This is a genomic window from Streptomyces sp. NPDC050418, from assembly GCF_044458745.1.
In the GTDB taxonomy this organism is placed as follows: Bacteria; Actinomycetota; Actinomycetes; order Streptomycetales; family Streptomycetaceae; genus Streptomyces.
In genome coordinates, this window is the sequence record NZ_JBITIG010000013.1 from 1 (window position 1) to 14,052 (window position 14,052).

A 14,052-nucleotide genomic window follows, 5' to 3' on the forward strand; every position below is an offset into this window, starting at 1 on the left:
ACCCCGGATCCGAACTTCGTTCGGATGTCCTCAATCGCCGGACGGGCTAAATATTTAGCCCGTCCGGCGATTGAGGACGAGCGCGTTCAGCGCGAAAGGGGGTCTGGGGGCGAAGCCCCCAGTTTCGGGAAGGGGCGGGGTGGGGGAAAAAGAAATGCCCCGCACCCCCAGCAAAGGGGCACGGGGCGGAGCAGGCTCAGCCCTGCCAGGAGTGCGGGGCGCGGAAGCCCGGTGTGCGTTCCAGGCGGCGCCAGCCGGCCTTGGAACGGCCACGGGACGGAGCAGGAGCATCGGACGACACCGCCGCACGCGCGAGCAGGATCGCCGTGATGGCGGCCAGCTCCTCGGGCTCGGCATGCCCCTTCTCGACGCGGAGGAGGTTCTCGGCAGGAGAGGTACTCATGGGGTTCGGTTCTCCGTAGGGGGAGGGAAGGCGAGAGGTCGGGGGCGCCGCGTCACTGCGGCGGGTTGCCGTGCTTGCGCGAGGGCAGATCGGCGTGCTTGTTGCGCAGCATCGCCAGGGAGGAGATCAGGACGGACCTGGTCTCGGCGGGGTCGATGACGTCGTCGACGAGGCCACGCTCGGCCGCGTAGTACGGGTGCATCAGCTCGGCCTTGTACTCCTTGACCATGCGCGCCCGCATCGCCTCCGGGTCCTCGGCCGCCGCGATCTGCCGGCGGAAGATGACGTTGGCGGCACCCTCGGCGCCCATCACCGCGATCTCGTTGGTGGGCCAGGCGTACGTCAGGTCCGCACCGATGGACTGGGAGTCCATGACGATGTAGGCACCTCCGTACGCCTTGCGCAGGATCAGGGAGATCCGCGGAACGGTCGCATTGCAGTAGGCGTACAGCAGCTTGGCGCCGTGGCGGATGATTCCACCGTGCTCCTGGTCGACGCCGGGCAGGAAGCCGGGTACGTCCAAAAGGGTGACGATCGGGATGTTGAAGGCGTCACACATCTGGACGAATCGCGCGGCCTTCTCCGAGGCCTCGATGTCCAGGACGCCCGCGAGCGTCTGCGGCTGGTTGGCGACGATGCCGACGACCTGGCCGTCCAGACGCGCCAGGGCGCAGACGATGTTGCGGGCCCAGCGCTCGTGGATTTCGAGGTAGTCGCCGTCGTCGACGAGCTCCTCGATGACCTTGTGCATGTCGTACGGCCGGTTGCCGTCCGCGGGCACCAGGTCCAGCAGGACGTCCGAGCGGCGCTCGGCCGGGTCCTCGGAGGCGACGACCGGGGGGTTCTCGCGGTTGTTGGAGGGCAGCATCGCGATGAGGTAGCGGACCTCGGCGATGCAGGTCTCCTCGTCGTCGTACGCGAAGTGCGCGACGCCGGACGTCTCGGCGTGCACATCCGCGCCACCGAGCCCGTTCTGCGTGATCTCCTCGCCGGTGACCGCCTTCACGACGTCCGGACCGGTGATGAACATCTGCGACGTCTCGCGGACCATGAACACAAAGTCCGTCAGAGCCGGGCTGTAGGCCGCGCCGCCCGCGCACGGGCCGAGCATCACGCTGATCTGCGGGATGACACCGGACGCCTTGGTGTTGCGCTGGAAAATGCCGCCGTAACCGGCGAGCGCCGAGACACCCTCCTGGATCCGGGCGCCCGCGCCGTCGTTCAGCGAGACCAGCGGCGCACCGGCCGCGATGGCCATGTCCATGATCTTGTGGATCTTCGTGGCGTGAGCCTCGCCCAGCGCCCCGCCGAAGATCCGGAAGTCGTGCGCGTAGACGAAGACCGTACGGCCGTCGACCGTGCCCCAACCCGTGATCACACCATCGGTGTAAGGCTTCTTGCTCTCCAGACCGAAACCGGTCGCCCGGTGCCGGCGCAACTGCTCGACCTCCTGGAAGGAGCCCGCGTCCAGGAGCAGCTCGATGCGCTCCCGAGCGGTCAGCTTGCCCTTGGCGTGCTGTGCCTCGGTCGCCTTCTCGCTGGGTCCTGCGACGGCCTTGGCACGGATCGCGTGCAGCTCGGCCACGCGTCCGCGGGCGTCAGTGGGCTCGCCGCCGGCAAAAGCAGCCTCATCCAAAACGGTCATGTAGTGACCTTACGAAGCACCTGCCCGGAAACGGTCCGTCGACTTCGCACAGTCTCCGGCCCGTTTTCCTGGTACCCCCGGACAGAAGCCCTCTTCAGTGCAGGCGACCCGACTGCTCAAGGGGTGGCCGCGTTGTAGAGGTCACACAATGACGTACCGAGGGTCGACGCGCGGGCACGTTACTCCATGCGGGTCGAGTCCCGGGCCCTTTCGACGTACCTGTTGAAAGTTAAACCAAATGGGTCTACTGTCGAAGACATCAAGGGACCCGGCCCCTCCGACCGGTTCCGCACCTCCCTCGTTCGCGGCAGACCACCGCGGACGCGTCCCCAAGGAGCACATCATGGGAATCTTCGGCCGCAAGAACGACGCCACCGACACCACGCCCGCCGCCGTCAACCCGGAGCTGGCCGGTCTCACCGGTGACTACACGCTGGACCCCGCGCACACCTCGCTCGGTTTCACGGCGCGCCACGCGATGGTCACCAACGTCAAGGGCTCGTTCCTGGACTTCGAGGGCACGCTGCACCTGGACGGCAGCGATCCGTCGCAGTCCACCGCGTCCATCGACGTGAAGATGGAGTCCATCGAGACGGGCCAGGGCGACCGTGACGGTCACCTGAAGAGCGCCGACTTCTTCGACGTCGAGAAGTTCCCGGGCATGACCTTCCGCTCCACCTCCGCCGAGGCCCTCGGCGGCGAGGACTACCGGATCACCGGCGACCTCACGATCAAGGACGTCACCAAGCCGCTCACGATCGACCTGGAGTTCAACGGCGTGGCCAAGGACCCGTTCGGCAACGAGCGCGTCGGCTTCGAGGGCAAGGCCGAGCTCCACCGCTCCGAGTGGGGCCTGACCTGGAACTCCGCGCTGGACACGGGCGGCGTCCTGGTCTCCGACAAGATCAAGCTGACCTTCGACATCTCGGCGATCCGCAACGCCTGAGCCCTCGACGCCGACGGAGGGTTCGACTGGCCCCACATGGAGTGTGGGGCCATACAGGACCGGTTCCTACCGCTTCCAGTCGGGGCTGCGGCCCAGATAGCGCAGGAGGACCGCCGCCGGGCCGTCCTCGTCCGGACCCTCCAGCGCCGGCCCGTACGCGAAGGCGCGTACCGCCTCGGTCGTCGCGCGGGCCGTGGGCAGCAGTGCCTCGGCCAGTTCGTCGGTGAGCGGCGAGGGGCGGCCGGTCGCCATCGCGATGTCCCAGGCGTGCACCGCCGCGTCCAGCGCACAGGCGCCCGCTCCCAGCTCGGCCGTGAGCAGGCCCGGCGGGATCGGCACCCGTACCTCGGAAGCATCCTTGTCGACCGTGGCCCAGGCAGCGGCCGCCGCGCGCAGGGCCGGTTCGACAAGGTCGCCCGGGGTGCGCTCGCCGAAGGCGGCGGGCGGCTCGAACGGGTTGTACGTCGGACCCGGGCCGTCGGTGAGCGCGGACGCGTAGCCGAGCTGGTCGCCCGCCGCGTGGTGGATCACCTGGGTGACGGTCCACTCCGTGCAGGGGGTCGGTGCGTCCAGGTCGGACTGCGGCAGATCGCGGATCGCCGCACGCAAGGCGGCGTGCGCGTCGTCGAGAAGGGTCCACTGCGTCATGAGCTCGCCAACTCCCTTGGATGGTGGGCGTCTTACGATGCCGTGGCGGTCGGGTCCGGACAAGGACCGCGCTCGGCGCGGACAAGCGGTGCGGGAGCCTCCGCCCGGCGGCACCCGTGGGTGCGTTCAGAAGCCTCCGCCGAAGTCGCCCCCACCCCCGAAGTCCCCGCCGCCGAATCCTCCGCCGTCGCCGAACCCGCCGCCGAAGTCGTCGGAGTCGAAGTCCGAGCCCGAGGAGCCGTCGCCGCCCCAGCCGCCCGCGGACGGGTCCGAGTAGGCATAGGCCGGGCTCGCCATCATCGAGCCGAGCATCGTGCCCATCAGGAGGCCCGGCAGGATGCCGCCGCCGAAGTACCCGCCGGCCCAGGGCCCGTACGCCGGGCCCGCCTCGTAGTACGGGCGCGGTCCCCGGTCGGTGTCGACGGTGCGGACCGCCGGGTCCTCGCCGTCGTCGATCCGCGCCTTGTCGGCGGCGCACACCGGCACCGCGCGGACCGGCGCGCCGGGCGGCGCCCAGGAGGCGTCGGCCACGGACGGGCCGTGGCGCGGATCGAAGAAGCAAGGGAGCCGGCGCTCGGGAAGTTCCCGGCCCTCGCGCCGCGCGGCCAGGACGGCGAGCGAGAAGCGGCCGTCCTCCAGCGCCTGGGTCACGCCCTTGACGTCCTCGGGGCGCTGCGCCGACGCCATGATCGACTTGGCCTGTTCGTACGAGTCGAGGCCGCGCTCGTAGTCCTCGCGCATCGCGTCCGTGGCGCCCTGTTCACCGGGGTGGAAGTCCAGCCGTTCGAGCTCCTCGCCGAAGGCCGTGATGTCCTCGTCCACGACCACGCGCAGCTTGTCGAGGGCGGCTTTCCGCTCCTCGGCCTTCTTCCGCTTGTTCCGCTTGACCAGCGCGTACGCTCCGGCGCCGCCGGCCACGGCCACGGCGCCGAGGGTGATGAGGGCGCCGGTGGAGACGTCGTCGTCCCCGGCCGCCCACGAGGAGGGTGCGCTTCCGCGGGCGTCGCGGATCGCCCCGTCCACGTAAGCATCCGGGCCCGCGGTACGGCCGAGGGTCTGCAGGTTCCGGGCCGCTTCACCGGAGAGCACCGAGGGATCGGCGCGTACCGAGAAGGTGTCGCCGCGCAGCACCCCGTAGACACCGCGCTCGCCGACCGCGGCACGCAGTGCGCCGAAGTCGTCCTGCGTCACGGGGAAGTCCGCGGGCAGCACCGCGAGGAAGACCGGCTTGTCCGAGTCCATGATCTGCTGGGAGAGCGCCTCGGCATCCGAGTCCGACATCAGATCCGACGCCCCCGGATCCACGTACACCGGACTCTTCTCCAGCCCCTCCGCCACGGTCGAGATGTCCGAAGCGGCCGATGCCCCGGGCGCCGCCGCGAGGGCGGTTCCCAGGGCGAGCAGCAGCCCGGACAGGGCGACCATGATCCGCCTTGTTCCATTGGTCCGCTTCGTCATCTTTCTCATACTTCGAAGCTAACGCAGCGGACGGCCGTATGGCGGGCCCGAGGGCGGTCCGTTCCGGGGCTCGGCCCCGGCGCTATTCCGTCGGCTCGACCCCGGCACGCAGCAGCCCGTAGGTGTACGCGTCCTCCAGGGCCTGCCAGGACGCGGAGATCACGTTGTCGGCGACGCCCACCGTGGCCCACTCCCCCGTGCCGTCGGCCGTGGAGATCAGGACGCGGGTCGTGGACTCGGTGCCGTGGCGGCCTTCGAGGATGCGGACCTTGTAGTCGACGAGCTCCAGCTTGGCGAGCTGCGGATAGATGCGCTCCAGGCCGCGGCGCAGGGCGTTGTCCAGCGCGTTGACCGGGCCGTTGCCCTCACCCGTGGTGACGATGCGCTCGCCCTTCGCCCACAGCTTCACGGTGGCCTCGTTGGCGTGGGTGCCGTCGGGCAGGTCCTCGACGATGGCCCGCCAGGACTCGACGCGGAAGTAGCGGCGGGCGCGGCCCTCGACCTCGGCGCGCAGCAGCAGCTCGAAGGAGGCGTCGGCGGCCTCGTACGTGTAGCCCTGGAGCTCGCGCTCCTTGACCCGCTCGACCACGCGGCCGACGAGCTCGCGGTCGTCGCCCAGGTCGACGCCGAGCTCCTTGCCCTTGAGCTCGACGGAGGCGCGGCCCGCCATGTCGGAGACCAGCATCCGCATGGTGTTGCCGACCTGCTCGGGGTCGATGTGCTGGTACAGGTCGGGGTCGACCTTGATCGCGGAGGCGTGCAGGCCCGCCTTGTGCGCGAAGGCCGAGACACCCACGTACGGCTGATGTGTGGAGGGCGTCAGGTTCACGACCTCGGCGATGGCGTGGGAGATACGGGTCATCTCCTTGAGCGCGCCCTCGGGCAGGACGTGCTTGCCGTACTTGAGCTCCAGGGCGGCGACGACCGGGAAGAGGTTGGCGTTGCCGACGCGCTCGCCGTAGCCGTTGGCCGTGCACTGGACGTGGGTGGCGCCCGCGTCCACGGCGGCCAGGGTGTTGGCGACCGCGCAGCCGGTGTCGTCCTGGGCGTGGATGCCCAGGCGCGCGCCGGTGTCGGCGAGCACCGTGGAGACCACGGCCTGCACCTGGGCGGGGAGCATGCCGCCGTTGGTGTCGCAGAGGATGACGACCTCGGCGCCCGCCTCGTGCGCCGCCCGCACCACGGACTTCGCGTACGCGGGGTTGGCGCGGTAGCCGTCGAAGAAGTGCTCGCAGTCGACGAAGACGCGGCGGCCCTCGGCGCGCAGATACGCCACGGTGTCGGCGATCATCGCGAGGTTCTCATCGAGCGTGGTGCGCAACGCCAGTTCGACATGGCGGTCGTGGGACTTGGCGACCAGGGTGACCACCGGGGCGCCGGACGCGAGCAGCGCCCTGACCTGCGGGTCGTCGGCGGCCTTGGCGCCGGCCCTGCGGGTGGCGCCGAAGGCCACGAGCTGGGCGTTCTTGAAGGTGATCTCTTCGGCGGCCCGCGCGAAGAACTCCGTGTCGCGGGGGTTGGCGCCCGGCCAGCCGCCTTCGATGAAGCCGACGCCGAAGTCGTCCAGGTGCCGCGCGATGGTCAGCTTGTCCGCGACGGTGAGGTTGATCCCCTCGCGCTGAGCGCCGTCGCGCAGCGTGGTGTCGAAGACATGGAAGGCGTCGCGGGGGCCGAAGGGCCCTTCGGTATCACCGTGCGCGTTTTCCGTTGCTTGGGTCATGCTTCGTGGCTCCTGATTCGGATATCGGTCGACCGGAATGACCGGCTCCGCCGTCCTCCCATGATCCCTGGCGCTCCGCCTCCGGCTGCAGGTGGGCCGGAAAACGAAAAAACCCCTCGTGGGTACGAGAGGTTTGCGCGCGGGTCGAGGACGACGGTGTCCGCCCGTACGTCGGTTCCTACGGGACGGTCACTGCGGACCGGCGCGCCTGCTGCCAATAATCATGGCGAACGAAAGCACGGACGCAGTCTTGCACAATCCTGAGCAGTGGTCCGTGGCGTCTCAGGATGCGGTCCGTGAGGCGCGCCACTGCCGCTTCGGCCACCCGCGGGGCTCACCCCGCCGCCAGCGCCTCGTCCAGGAACTCCCCCACATGGGCGAGGACTTCGGCCCGGCCCGTGCCCGGCAGCCCCACGGCCACATGGACCGAGAAGCCGTCGAGCAGGGCCCGCAGCCGTACGGCGAGGTGCTCGGGGTCGACCGGCCGGAACGCCCCGGCGGCAACGCCCTCGGCGAGCAGCGCCACCAGGTCGCGGTGCCAGGCGTCCTCGATCGCGGCCTGCCGGCGGCCCGCCCCGACGGCCGGGTCCGCGTACGGGGAGCGGTTCCAGACCTCCAGCCACAGGGTCCAGTGCGGGTCGTGCGGCGCGGACGGGACGTACAGGTCGACGAATCCCGCCAGGCGCTCCCGTACGGAACCGGGCCCCGCGAGCAGCGCGCGGCGCTCCTCGCCGAGGCGGCCCTCGCTCCACTCCAGGGTCTGCAGGAGCAGTTCGTCCTTGGTCTTGAAGTAGTAGAGGAGATGGCCGCTGCTCATGCCCACCTCGCGTCCGAGCGCGGCCATCGTCAGGCGGTCCAGGCCGGTCTCGGCGACCATCGCCATGGCGGCGGCGAGCACCTCCTCGCGTGGGGGCGCGTGCTTGCGCGGTGGCGTGGGTGTGCCGGCGGTCATCGGGTGCGGGGCTGCTGCTGGGTGATGCAGTGGATGCCGCCGCCGCCCGCGAAGATCGGACGGGCGTCGACGAGCGTGACCGTGCGGTCGGGGAAGAGGCCGCCGAAGATCTCCGCCGCCTCCTCGTCGCGCGGGTCGTCGAAGGCGCAGAGCACGACGCCGTCGTTGCAGAGGTAGTGGTTGATGTAGGAGTAGTCGGCCCAGCCGCCTTCCTCCGAGCGGAGCTTCGTGGGCGCCGGGACCTCGACGACTTCGAGCGGGCGGCCCTTGGCGTCGGTCTGGGTGCGCAGGAACGCGATGTTCTCGCGGCACGGCTCGTGGTCGGGGTGGGCCGGGTCGGGCTGGACGTGGGCGACGACCACGCCGGGGGCGGCGAAGGCCGCGACGATGTCGACGTGGCCGAGGGTCCCGTAGCCGTGCGGGGGGTAGTCGGCGGTCAGTCCGCGCTTGAGCCAGATCGCCTTCGTGGTGCCGAGCCGCGCGTGGATCTCCGCCTCGACCTCCTCGCGGGACCAGCCGGGGTTGCGCTCGGGGCCGAGCTGCACGGTCTCGGTGAGCAGCACGGTGCCCTCGCCGTCCACGTGCAGTCCGCCGCCCTCGTTCACCAGGAGCGAGCCGTGCACGGGGACGCCGGCGAGGTCTGCCACATGCGAGGCGATCTTGGCGTCGTGCTCCCAGTTGGCCCACTCCTGGGCGCCCCAGCCGTTGAACACCCAGTCCACGGCGGCGAGCCGGCCCTCCTCGTCGACCACGAAGGTCGGGCCGATGTCGCGCATCCACGCGTCGTCGAGCTCCCGCTCGACCAGCTCGACGTCCGGGCCGAGCAGCTCGCGGGCGGTGTCCGCCTGGCCCGGGCCGTGCACCATCGTCACCGGTTCGAAGCGGCGCACCGCACGCGCCACGGTCGCCCAGGCCTCACGCGCCTCGGCGAGCTCCGCTGCGGAGGAGAAGGTGGGGTTGGGGCCGGGCCAGGCCATCCAGGTGCGCTCGTGCGGGGTCCATTCGGCGGGCATGTGGTAGGTCATGGCGAAGTCCTCGGGTGGGGTGGCGGTCACAGGAAGTACAGGCGGTTCAGGGGTACGGAGTCGGCCGGGTCGGAGCGCACGGGGCTGCCGTCGAGGGTGACGAGGCCGCTGCGGGCGTCGACGTCGACCGCGCCGATCCTTGAGTTGAGCAGCAGATCGCCCGGGCCGATGCCGCGCGTGCCGCGCACGCCGACACGGCGTCTGCGGGTGGGCAGCCGGTCCCCTTCGAGAGCCGCGGCCGCCTGCGAGACGAAGGCGACGGAGAGCTCGGCGGGCGTGGCCCCGTGCGCCCCGAACTGCGGGCCGAGGACGAGGGGTTCGCAGGTGTCGGTCGCCGCGTTCGGATCGCCGGTCACGCCGTACGCGGGGAAACCGGCCTTGAGCACCAGCTGCGGTTTCGCACCGAAGAACGCGGGCTTCCACAGCACCAGGTCGGCCAGCTTGCCCACCTCGATCGACCCGATCTCGTGGGCGAGGCCGTGGGCGAGGGCCGGGTTGATGGTCAGCTTGGCGATGTAGCGCAGGACACGCGCGTTGTCGTCGTGCTCGCCGTCCCCGTCGAGGGGCCCGAGCTCGGCCTTCATCTTGCCCGCCATCGCGAACGTACGCCGGACCGTCTCGCCCGCCCGCCCCATGCCCTGCGCGTCGGAGGAGGTGATGCCGATGGCGCCCAGGTCGTGCAGCACGTCCTCGGCGCCCATCGTCCCGGCGCGGATGCGGTCGCGGGCCATGGCCGCGTCGCCCGGCAGATCGGTCTTGAGGTCGTGGACGGAGACGATCATCCCGTAGTGCTCGGCGACCGCGTCCCGGCCGAAGGGCAGGGTGGGGTTGGTGGAGGAGCCGATGACGTTGGGGACGCCCGCCATCTTCAGGACGTTCGGTACATGGCCGCCGCCGCAGCCCTCGATGTGGAAGGCGTGGATCGTGCGGCCGTCCAGGACGCGCAGGGTGTCCTCGACGGACAGGCACTCGTTCAGGCCGTCGCTGTGCAGGGCGACCTGGACGTCGTGCTCCTCGGCGACGCGCAGCGCGGTGTCGAGCGCGCGGGTGTGCGCGCCCATGTCCTCGTGCACCTTGAAGCCGGACGCGCCGCCCTCGGCGAGCGCCTCCACGAGCGGGGCCTCGTGCGAGGACGAACCGCGCGCCAGGAAGCCGATGTTGACCGGCCAGGCGTCGAAGGCGCCGAACGCGTGCTTCAGAGCCCAGGGCGAGTTGACGCCGACGCCCCAGACAGGACCGAACTCCTGGCCGATGACCGTCGTGACGCCGGAGGCGAGCGAGGCCTCCATGATGCGCGGCGACAGCAGATGGACGTGGGTGTCCACGGCACCCGCGGTGACGATCATGCCCTCGCCGGAGACGATCGTGGTGCCCGTGCCGACCACTACCTCCACCCCGTCGAGCGTGTCCGGGTTGCCGGCCCGCCCGATCGCGTGGATCCGGCCCTCGCGGATGCCGATGGACGTCTTGCGGATGCCTTGCACCGCGTCGATCACCAGCACGTTGCTGATCACGACGTCACAGGTGTCGCGGACGGCGGCGGCTTTCAGATGCAGGCCGTCGCGCGCGGTCTTGCCGAAGCCGGCGAGGAACTCCTCACCGTACGCCTGCGAGTCCGACTCGACGCGGACGACGAGCCCGGAGTCGCCGAGGACGACCCGGTCGCCGGCGCGCGGGCCGTGCGTGGCCGCGTACTCGTGCGGGGTCAGCCGGCGGGCTGCGGCCGGGTGGCCTCCGGGGCGGCTCATCGCGCATCCCCCTTCTCGACCGGGCCGGCTCCGAGATAGCCGCAGGCGGCCGCGCGGCGCAGCGCCTCCTCGCGGGCGCCGGGCGCGTCCAGGGGTCCGTCGACCAGGCCCGCGAAGCCGATGGCGATCCGCTCGCCGCCGATCGGTACGAGTCCTACGTCCGCCGCCTCGCCGGGCCCGAAACGCACGGACGAACCGGCCGGGATCGCGAGGCGCATCCCGTACGCCGCCGCGCGGTCGAAGGCGAGCCGCGGGTTGGCCTCGAAGAAGTGGAAGTGCGAGGTCACGCTGACGGGGACGGTCGCGGTGTTGCTCACGGAGATCTCTACGGCCGGGGCGGGCTCCTCGTGGGCCGGGCCGGGCAGGACCGCTCCGGGAGCACCCTCGCCCGGCGAACCGCCGCCGAGCGGACCGGAGACCACGGCCAGGCGTGAGCCGTCGTCGAAGACGGCCTCCACATGCACCTCGGTCACCACGTCGGCGACGCCCGGCAGGACGTCGTCCGGGCCCAGCACGGAGCGCGCCCGGTCGACCGCCTCGGCGAGCCGCAGCCCGTCGCGGGCCGCCTCGCAGACGGTGTCGGCGATCAGCGCGGTGGCCTCCGGCACGTTGAGCCGCAGACCGCGGGCGCGGCGGGCGCGGGCCAGCTCGGCGGCGCCGAAGAGCAGCAGGCGGTCGCGTTCGGTGGGGGTGAGTCGCATGGTCCGTGCACTCCCTCGGGGATGTTTAGAGTGCCACTCTAAAACGTTTGAGCGTCACTCTAAACCCTGGCGCGGGGACGTGTCCGGACCGACACGCACGGTGCCGTCCGCGGGAAGGGGGCGCACGGGTGAATCGGCCGGATCGGCCGTGTGGATCCTGCGGAGGGCCGGTGGGAGCGGTTCTCCTGGTCCGATGCACTATGCCGTCGGAGTCCTGGGACTCGCCGTCTTCCTGTCCCTGGCGTTCCTGCCGTCCCGCGATCTGCGGCTGCTGCGGATCAAGGCGCCGTACATCGGAGGGATGCTCGTCGTCCAGTTCCTGCTCGGCCTCGTCATGCTGAAGACGAGTCTCGGGCAGAGCGTCGTCAACGGGCTCGCGGACGGGTTCGGCAAGCTCCTGGAGTACGCGGGCGAAGGCACCGCGTTCGTCTTCGGGAGCCTCGCCGACCCGGACTCCGAGGGGAACGTGCCGTTCCTGCTCGGGGTGCTGATGCCGATCATCTTCGTGTCGGCGCTGATCGGGATCCTGCAGTACCTGCGGGTGCTGCCGCTGATCGTGAAGTACCTGGGCCTCGTCCTGGCGAAGGTCACCGGGGCGGGGCGGCTCGAATCGTTCAACGCCGTGTCGGCAGCGATCCTCGGGCAGTCCGAGAGCTTCATCGCGATCAAGACGCTGCTGCCGACGCTGACGCCGAAGCGGCTCTACATGCTGAGCGCCTCCGCGATGTCGACCGTCTCGATGTCGATCGTGGGCGCCTACATGACGATGATCGAGCCGCGGTACGTGGTCGCCGCGATCGTGCTCAACCTGTTCGGCGGGTTCATCGTGGTGTGGCTGCTCAATCCGTACGAGCTGACGGCCGAGGAGGACGTCGTCGTCACGCCCGAGCGCAAGAAGCAGTCGTTCTTCGAGATGCTCGGCGAGTACATCCTGGACGGGGCGAAGGTCGCGGTCACGGTCGCGGCGATGCTCGTCGGCTTCGTCGCGCTGATCGCGCTCATCAACGGGATGGTGTCGGGCCTCACCGGCGGTACGTCGTTCCAGGAGCTGCTCGGGTACGTGTTCGCGCCGATGGCCTTCCTCACCGGGGTGCCGTGGGGCGAGTGCGTCGACGCCGGGCAGATCATGGCCACCAAGCTGGTGTCGAACGAGTTCGTCGCGATGCTCGCGTTCACGGACTCCAACCCGGGCGGGCGCGTGGAGTTGAGCGCCCGTACGACGGCGATCGTGCAGACGTTCCTGGTGTCCTTCGCCAACTTCAGCTCGATCGGGATCATCGCGGGAGCCGTGAAGTCCCTGTCGCCGCCGCACGGCGACCAGATCGCGCGCTTCGGTCTGAAGCTCGTGTACGGGGCGTCGCTGGTGTCGTTCATCAGCGCGACGATCGTCGGGCTGATCTCCTGATACGACGCACCGAGGCCGGGCTCCCTGCGGGGGCCCGGCCTCGACTGCCGTACGGGGCGGGGATCAGCCCAGCGTGTGCATCCAGTTGTGCGCGTCCTTCGCGGTGCCCCGCTGGATGTCCAGGAGGGACTCACGCAGACGCATGGTGACCGGGCCGGGCTCGCCGCCGGACTGGGTCCACTCGCCCGCGTTGCACTTGACCGTGCCGACGGGGGTGATGACCGCGGCGGTGCCGCAGGCGAAGACCTCGGTGAGCGAGCCGTTCTGCGCGTCGCGCTGCCACTCGTCGAGGGAGATACGGCCCTCGGTGGCCTCGTAGCCGAGGTCGCGGGCGACCTGGAGGAGGGAGTCGCGCGTGACGCCTTCGAGGATCGAGCCGGTGAGCTCGGGGGTGACGATCTTGTCTCCGTACACGAAGTACAGGTTCATGCCGCCGAGTTCCTCGACCCACTTGTGCTCGACCGCGTCGAGGTAGCAGACCTGGTCGCAGCCCTTGGCGGCCGCCTCGGCCTGCGCGAGCAGCGACGCGGCGTAGTTGCCGCCGGTCTTCGCGGCGCCCATGCCGCCCGGGACGGCGCGGACGCGGTCCTCGGAGAGCCAGATGGAGACGGGCTTCACGCCGCCCGGGAAGTAGGCACCGGCGGGCGAGGCGATGACCATGAACAGGTACTCGTTGGCGGGCCGCACGCCGAGGCCGACCTCGGAGGCGAACATGAACGGGCGCAGGTAGAGGGACTCCTCGCCGCCGTGCGACGGGACCCAGTCCTTGTCCTGCTGGACGAGCAGGTCGCAGGCCTCGATGAAGGTCTCGACGGGCAGCTCGGGCATCGCGAGACGGCGCGCGGAGGCCTGGAAACGCTTGGCGTTGGCCTCGGGGCGGAAGGTGGCGACGGTGCCGTCGGGCTGACGGTAGGCCTTGAGCCCCTCGAAGATCTCCTGCGCATAGTGCAGGGTCATGTTCGCCGGGTCGATCGAGAGCGGTCCGTACTCCACGAGCTGACCGTCGTGCCAGCCGCGGCCCTCGGTCCACTTGATGGTGACCATGTGGTCGGTGAAGTGGCGGCCGAACCCGGGGTTGGCCAGGATCGCCCCGCGCTCCGCGGCGGAGAGCGGGTGCGAGGAGGGCTTGAGCTCGATCGTGGGCGTCGTCATGAGTGGATGTCCTTCACCGGTTTCGTGTGTGACGGACCGCGCTCGCGTCCGGTCTCCGGGAATGATCCGGTCCCGGAGGACTGACGCTTGCTGTACCCCGCATTCCGCGGCCCCACGTTCGATTATCGCCCGGAGGCGGCTGTGGGCGAAACGGGTGGGATGCGGATGTGACGCGGCCCAGGGCTCGATGGTGACACCCGGCGGCGGATACGAGAAGCCGCCGGGTGCCCTGTGCGGGCGGCCCGGCGG

At 70.6% G+C, this 14,052-nt stretch carries 12 protein-coding genes; 2 read left to right on the forward strand and 10 right to left on the reverse strand.

The window, feature by feature from the left end; genetic code table 11:
- Positions 1-196: 196 nt before the first annotated feature.
- Both ACIBI4_RS28310 and ACIBI4_RS28315 read right to left on the reverse strand, forming a co-directional pair.
- The gene (locus tag ACIBI4_RS28310; protein ID WP_399206935.1) at positions 197-403 is read right to left on the reverse strand and encodes an acyl-CoA carboxylase subunit epsilon; all 207 of its coding nucleotides are present in this window, start codon (positions 401-403) and stop codon (positions 197-199) included.
- Between the two features lie 52 nt (positions 404-455).
- A complete protein-coding gene (locus tag ACIBI4_RS28315) occupies positions 456-2,048 on the reverse strand; it encodes an acyl-CoA carboxylase subunit beta (protein ID WP_399206936.1) in 1,593 nt (530 codons plus the stop codon).
- Between the two features lie 343 nt (positions 2,049-2,391).
- Between ACIBI4_RS28315 and ACIBI4_RS28320 the strand changes: the two genes are divergently transcribed.
- Positions 2,392-2,994: a YceI family protein gene (locus ACIBI4_RS28320; protein ID WP_399206937.1), complete on the forward strand. Its 603-nt coding sequence runs from the start codon at positions 2,392-2,394 to the stop codon at positions 2,992-2,994.
- A gap of 66 nt (positions 2,995-3,060) precedes the next feature.
- Here the strand turns inward: ACIBI4_RS28320 and ACIBI4_RS28325 are convergent, their stop codons facing one another.
- The 7 genes from ACIBI4_RS28325 to ureA form a co-directional block, all read right to left on the reverse strand.
- Complete coding sequence (locus ACIBI4_RS28325) at positions 3,061-3,642, reverse strand: TIGR03086 family metal-binding protein (RefSeq protein ID WP_399206938.1); 582 nt, start codon at positions 3,640-3,642, stop codon at positions 3,061-3,063.
- 126 nt (positions 3,643-3,768) lie between these two features.
- Positions 3,769-5,100, reverse strand: a complete 1,332-nt coding sequence (locus ACIBI4_RS28330) for a hypothetical protein (protein WP_399207138.1) — start codon at positions 5,098-5,100, stop codon at positions 3,769-3,771.
- 82 nt (positions 5,101-5,182) lie between these two features.
- Complete coding sequence (gene cimA, locus ACIBI4_RS28335; RefSeq protein ID WP_399206939.1) at positions 5,183-6,820, reverse strand: citramalate synthase; 1,638 nt, start codon at positions 6,818-6,820, stop codon at positions 5,183-5,185.
- A gap of 334 nt (positions 6,821-7,154) precedes the next feature.
- Positions 7,155-7,772 (reverse strand): TetR/AcrR family transcriptional regulator, encoded by a 618-nt coding sequence (locus ACIBI4_RS28340; protein ID WP_399206940.1) that lies wholly within the window; start codon positions 7,770-7,772, stop codon positions 7,155-7,157.
- On the reverse strand, positions 7,769-8,797 hold the full coding sequence (locus ACIBI4_RS28345) for an agmatine/peptidylarginine deiminase (RefSeq protein WP_399206941.1): 1,029 nt from the start codon (positions 8,795-8,797) through the stop codon (positions 7,769-7,771). The genes ACIBI4_RS28340 and ACIBI4_RS28345 overlap by 4 nt, the downstream gene beginning before the upstream one ends.
- A 26-nt stretch (positions 8,798-8,823) precedes the next feature.
- A complete protein-coding gene (locus tag ACIBI4_RS28350) occupies positions 8,824-10,545 on the reverse strand; it encodes an urease subunit alpha (protein ID WP_399206942.1) in 1,722 nt (573 codons plus the stop codon).
- Positions 10,542-11,246, reverse strand: coding sequence for an urease subunit gamma (ureA, locus tag ACIBI4_RS28355; protein WP_399206943.1), 705 nt, complete (start codon positions 11,244-11,246; stop codon positions 10,542-10,544). The genes ACIBI4_RS28350 and ureA overlap by 4 nt, the downstream gene beginning before the upstream one ends.
- A 193-nt stretch (positions 11,247-11,439) precedes the next feature.
- On the opposite strand from ureA, the gene ACIBI4_RS28360 reads away from it, so the two are divergent.
- Positions 11,440-12,651 (forward strand): NupC/NupG family nucleoside CNT transporter, encoded by a 1,212-nt coding sequence (locus tag ACIBI4_RS28360; protein WP_399206944.1) that lies wholly within the window; start codon positions 11,440-11,442, stop codon positions 12,649-12,651.
- A 63-nt stretch (positions 12,652-12,714) separates the two neighbouring features.
- Here ACIBI4_RS28360 and ACIBI4_RS28365 read toward each other — a convergent pair whose 3' ends face one another.
- Positions 12,715-13,803 carry a branched-chain amino acid aminotransferase gene (locus ACIBI4_RS28365; RefSeq protein WP_399206945.1) on the reverse strand — a complete coding sequence of 363 codons (1,089 nt, stop codon included), beginning with the start codon at positions 13,801-13,803 and terminating at the stop codon, positions 12,715-12,717.
- Positions 13,804-14,052 lie beyond the last annotated feature (249 nt).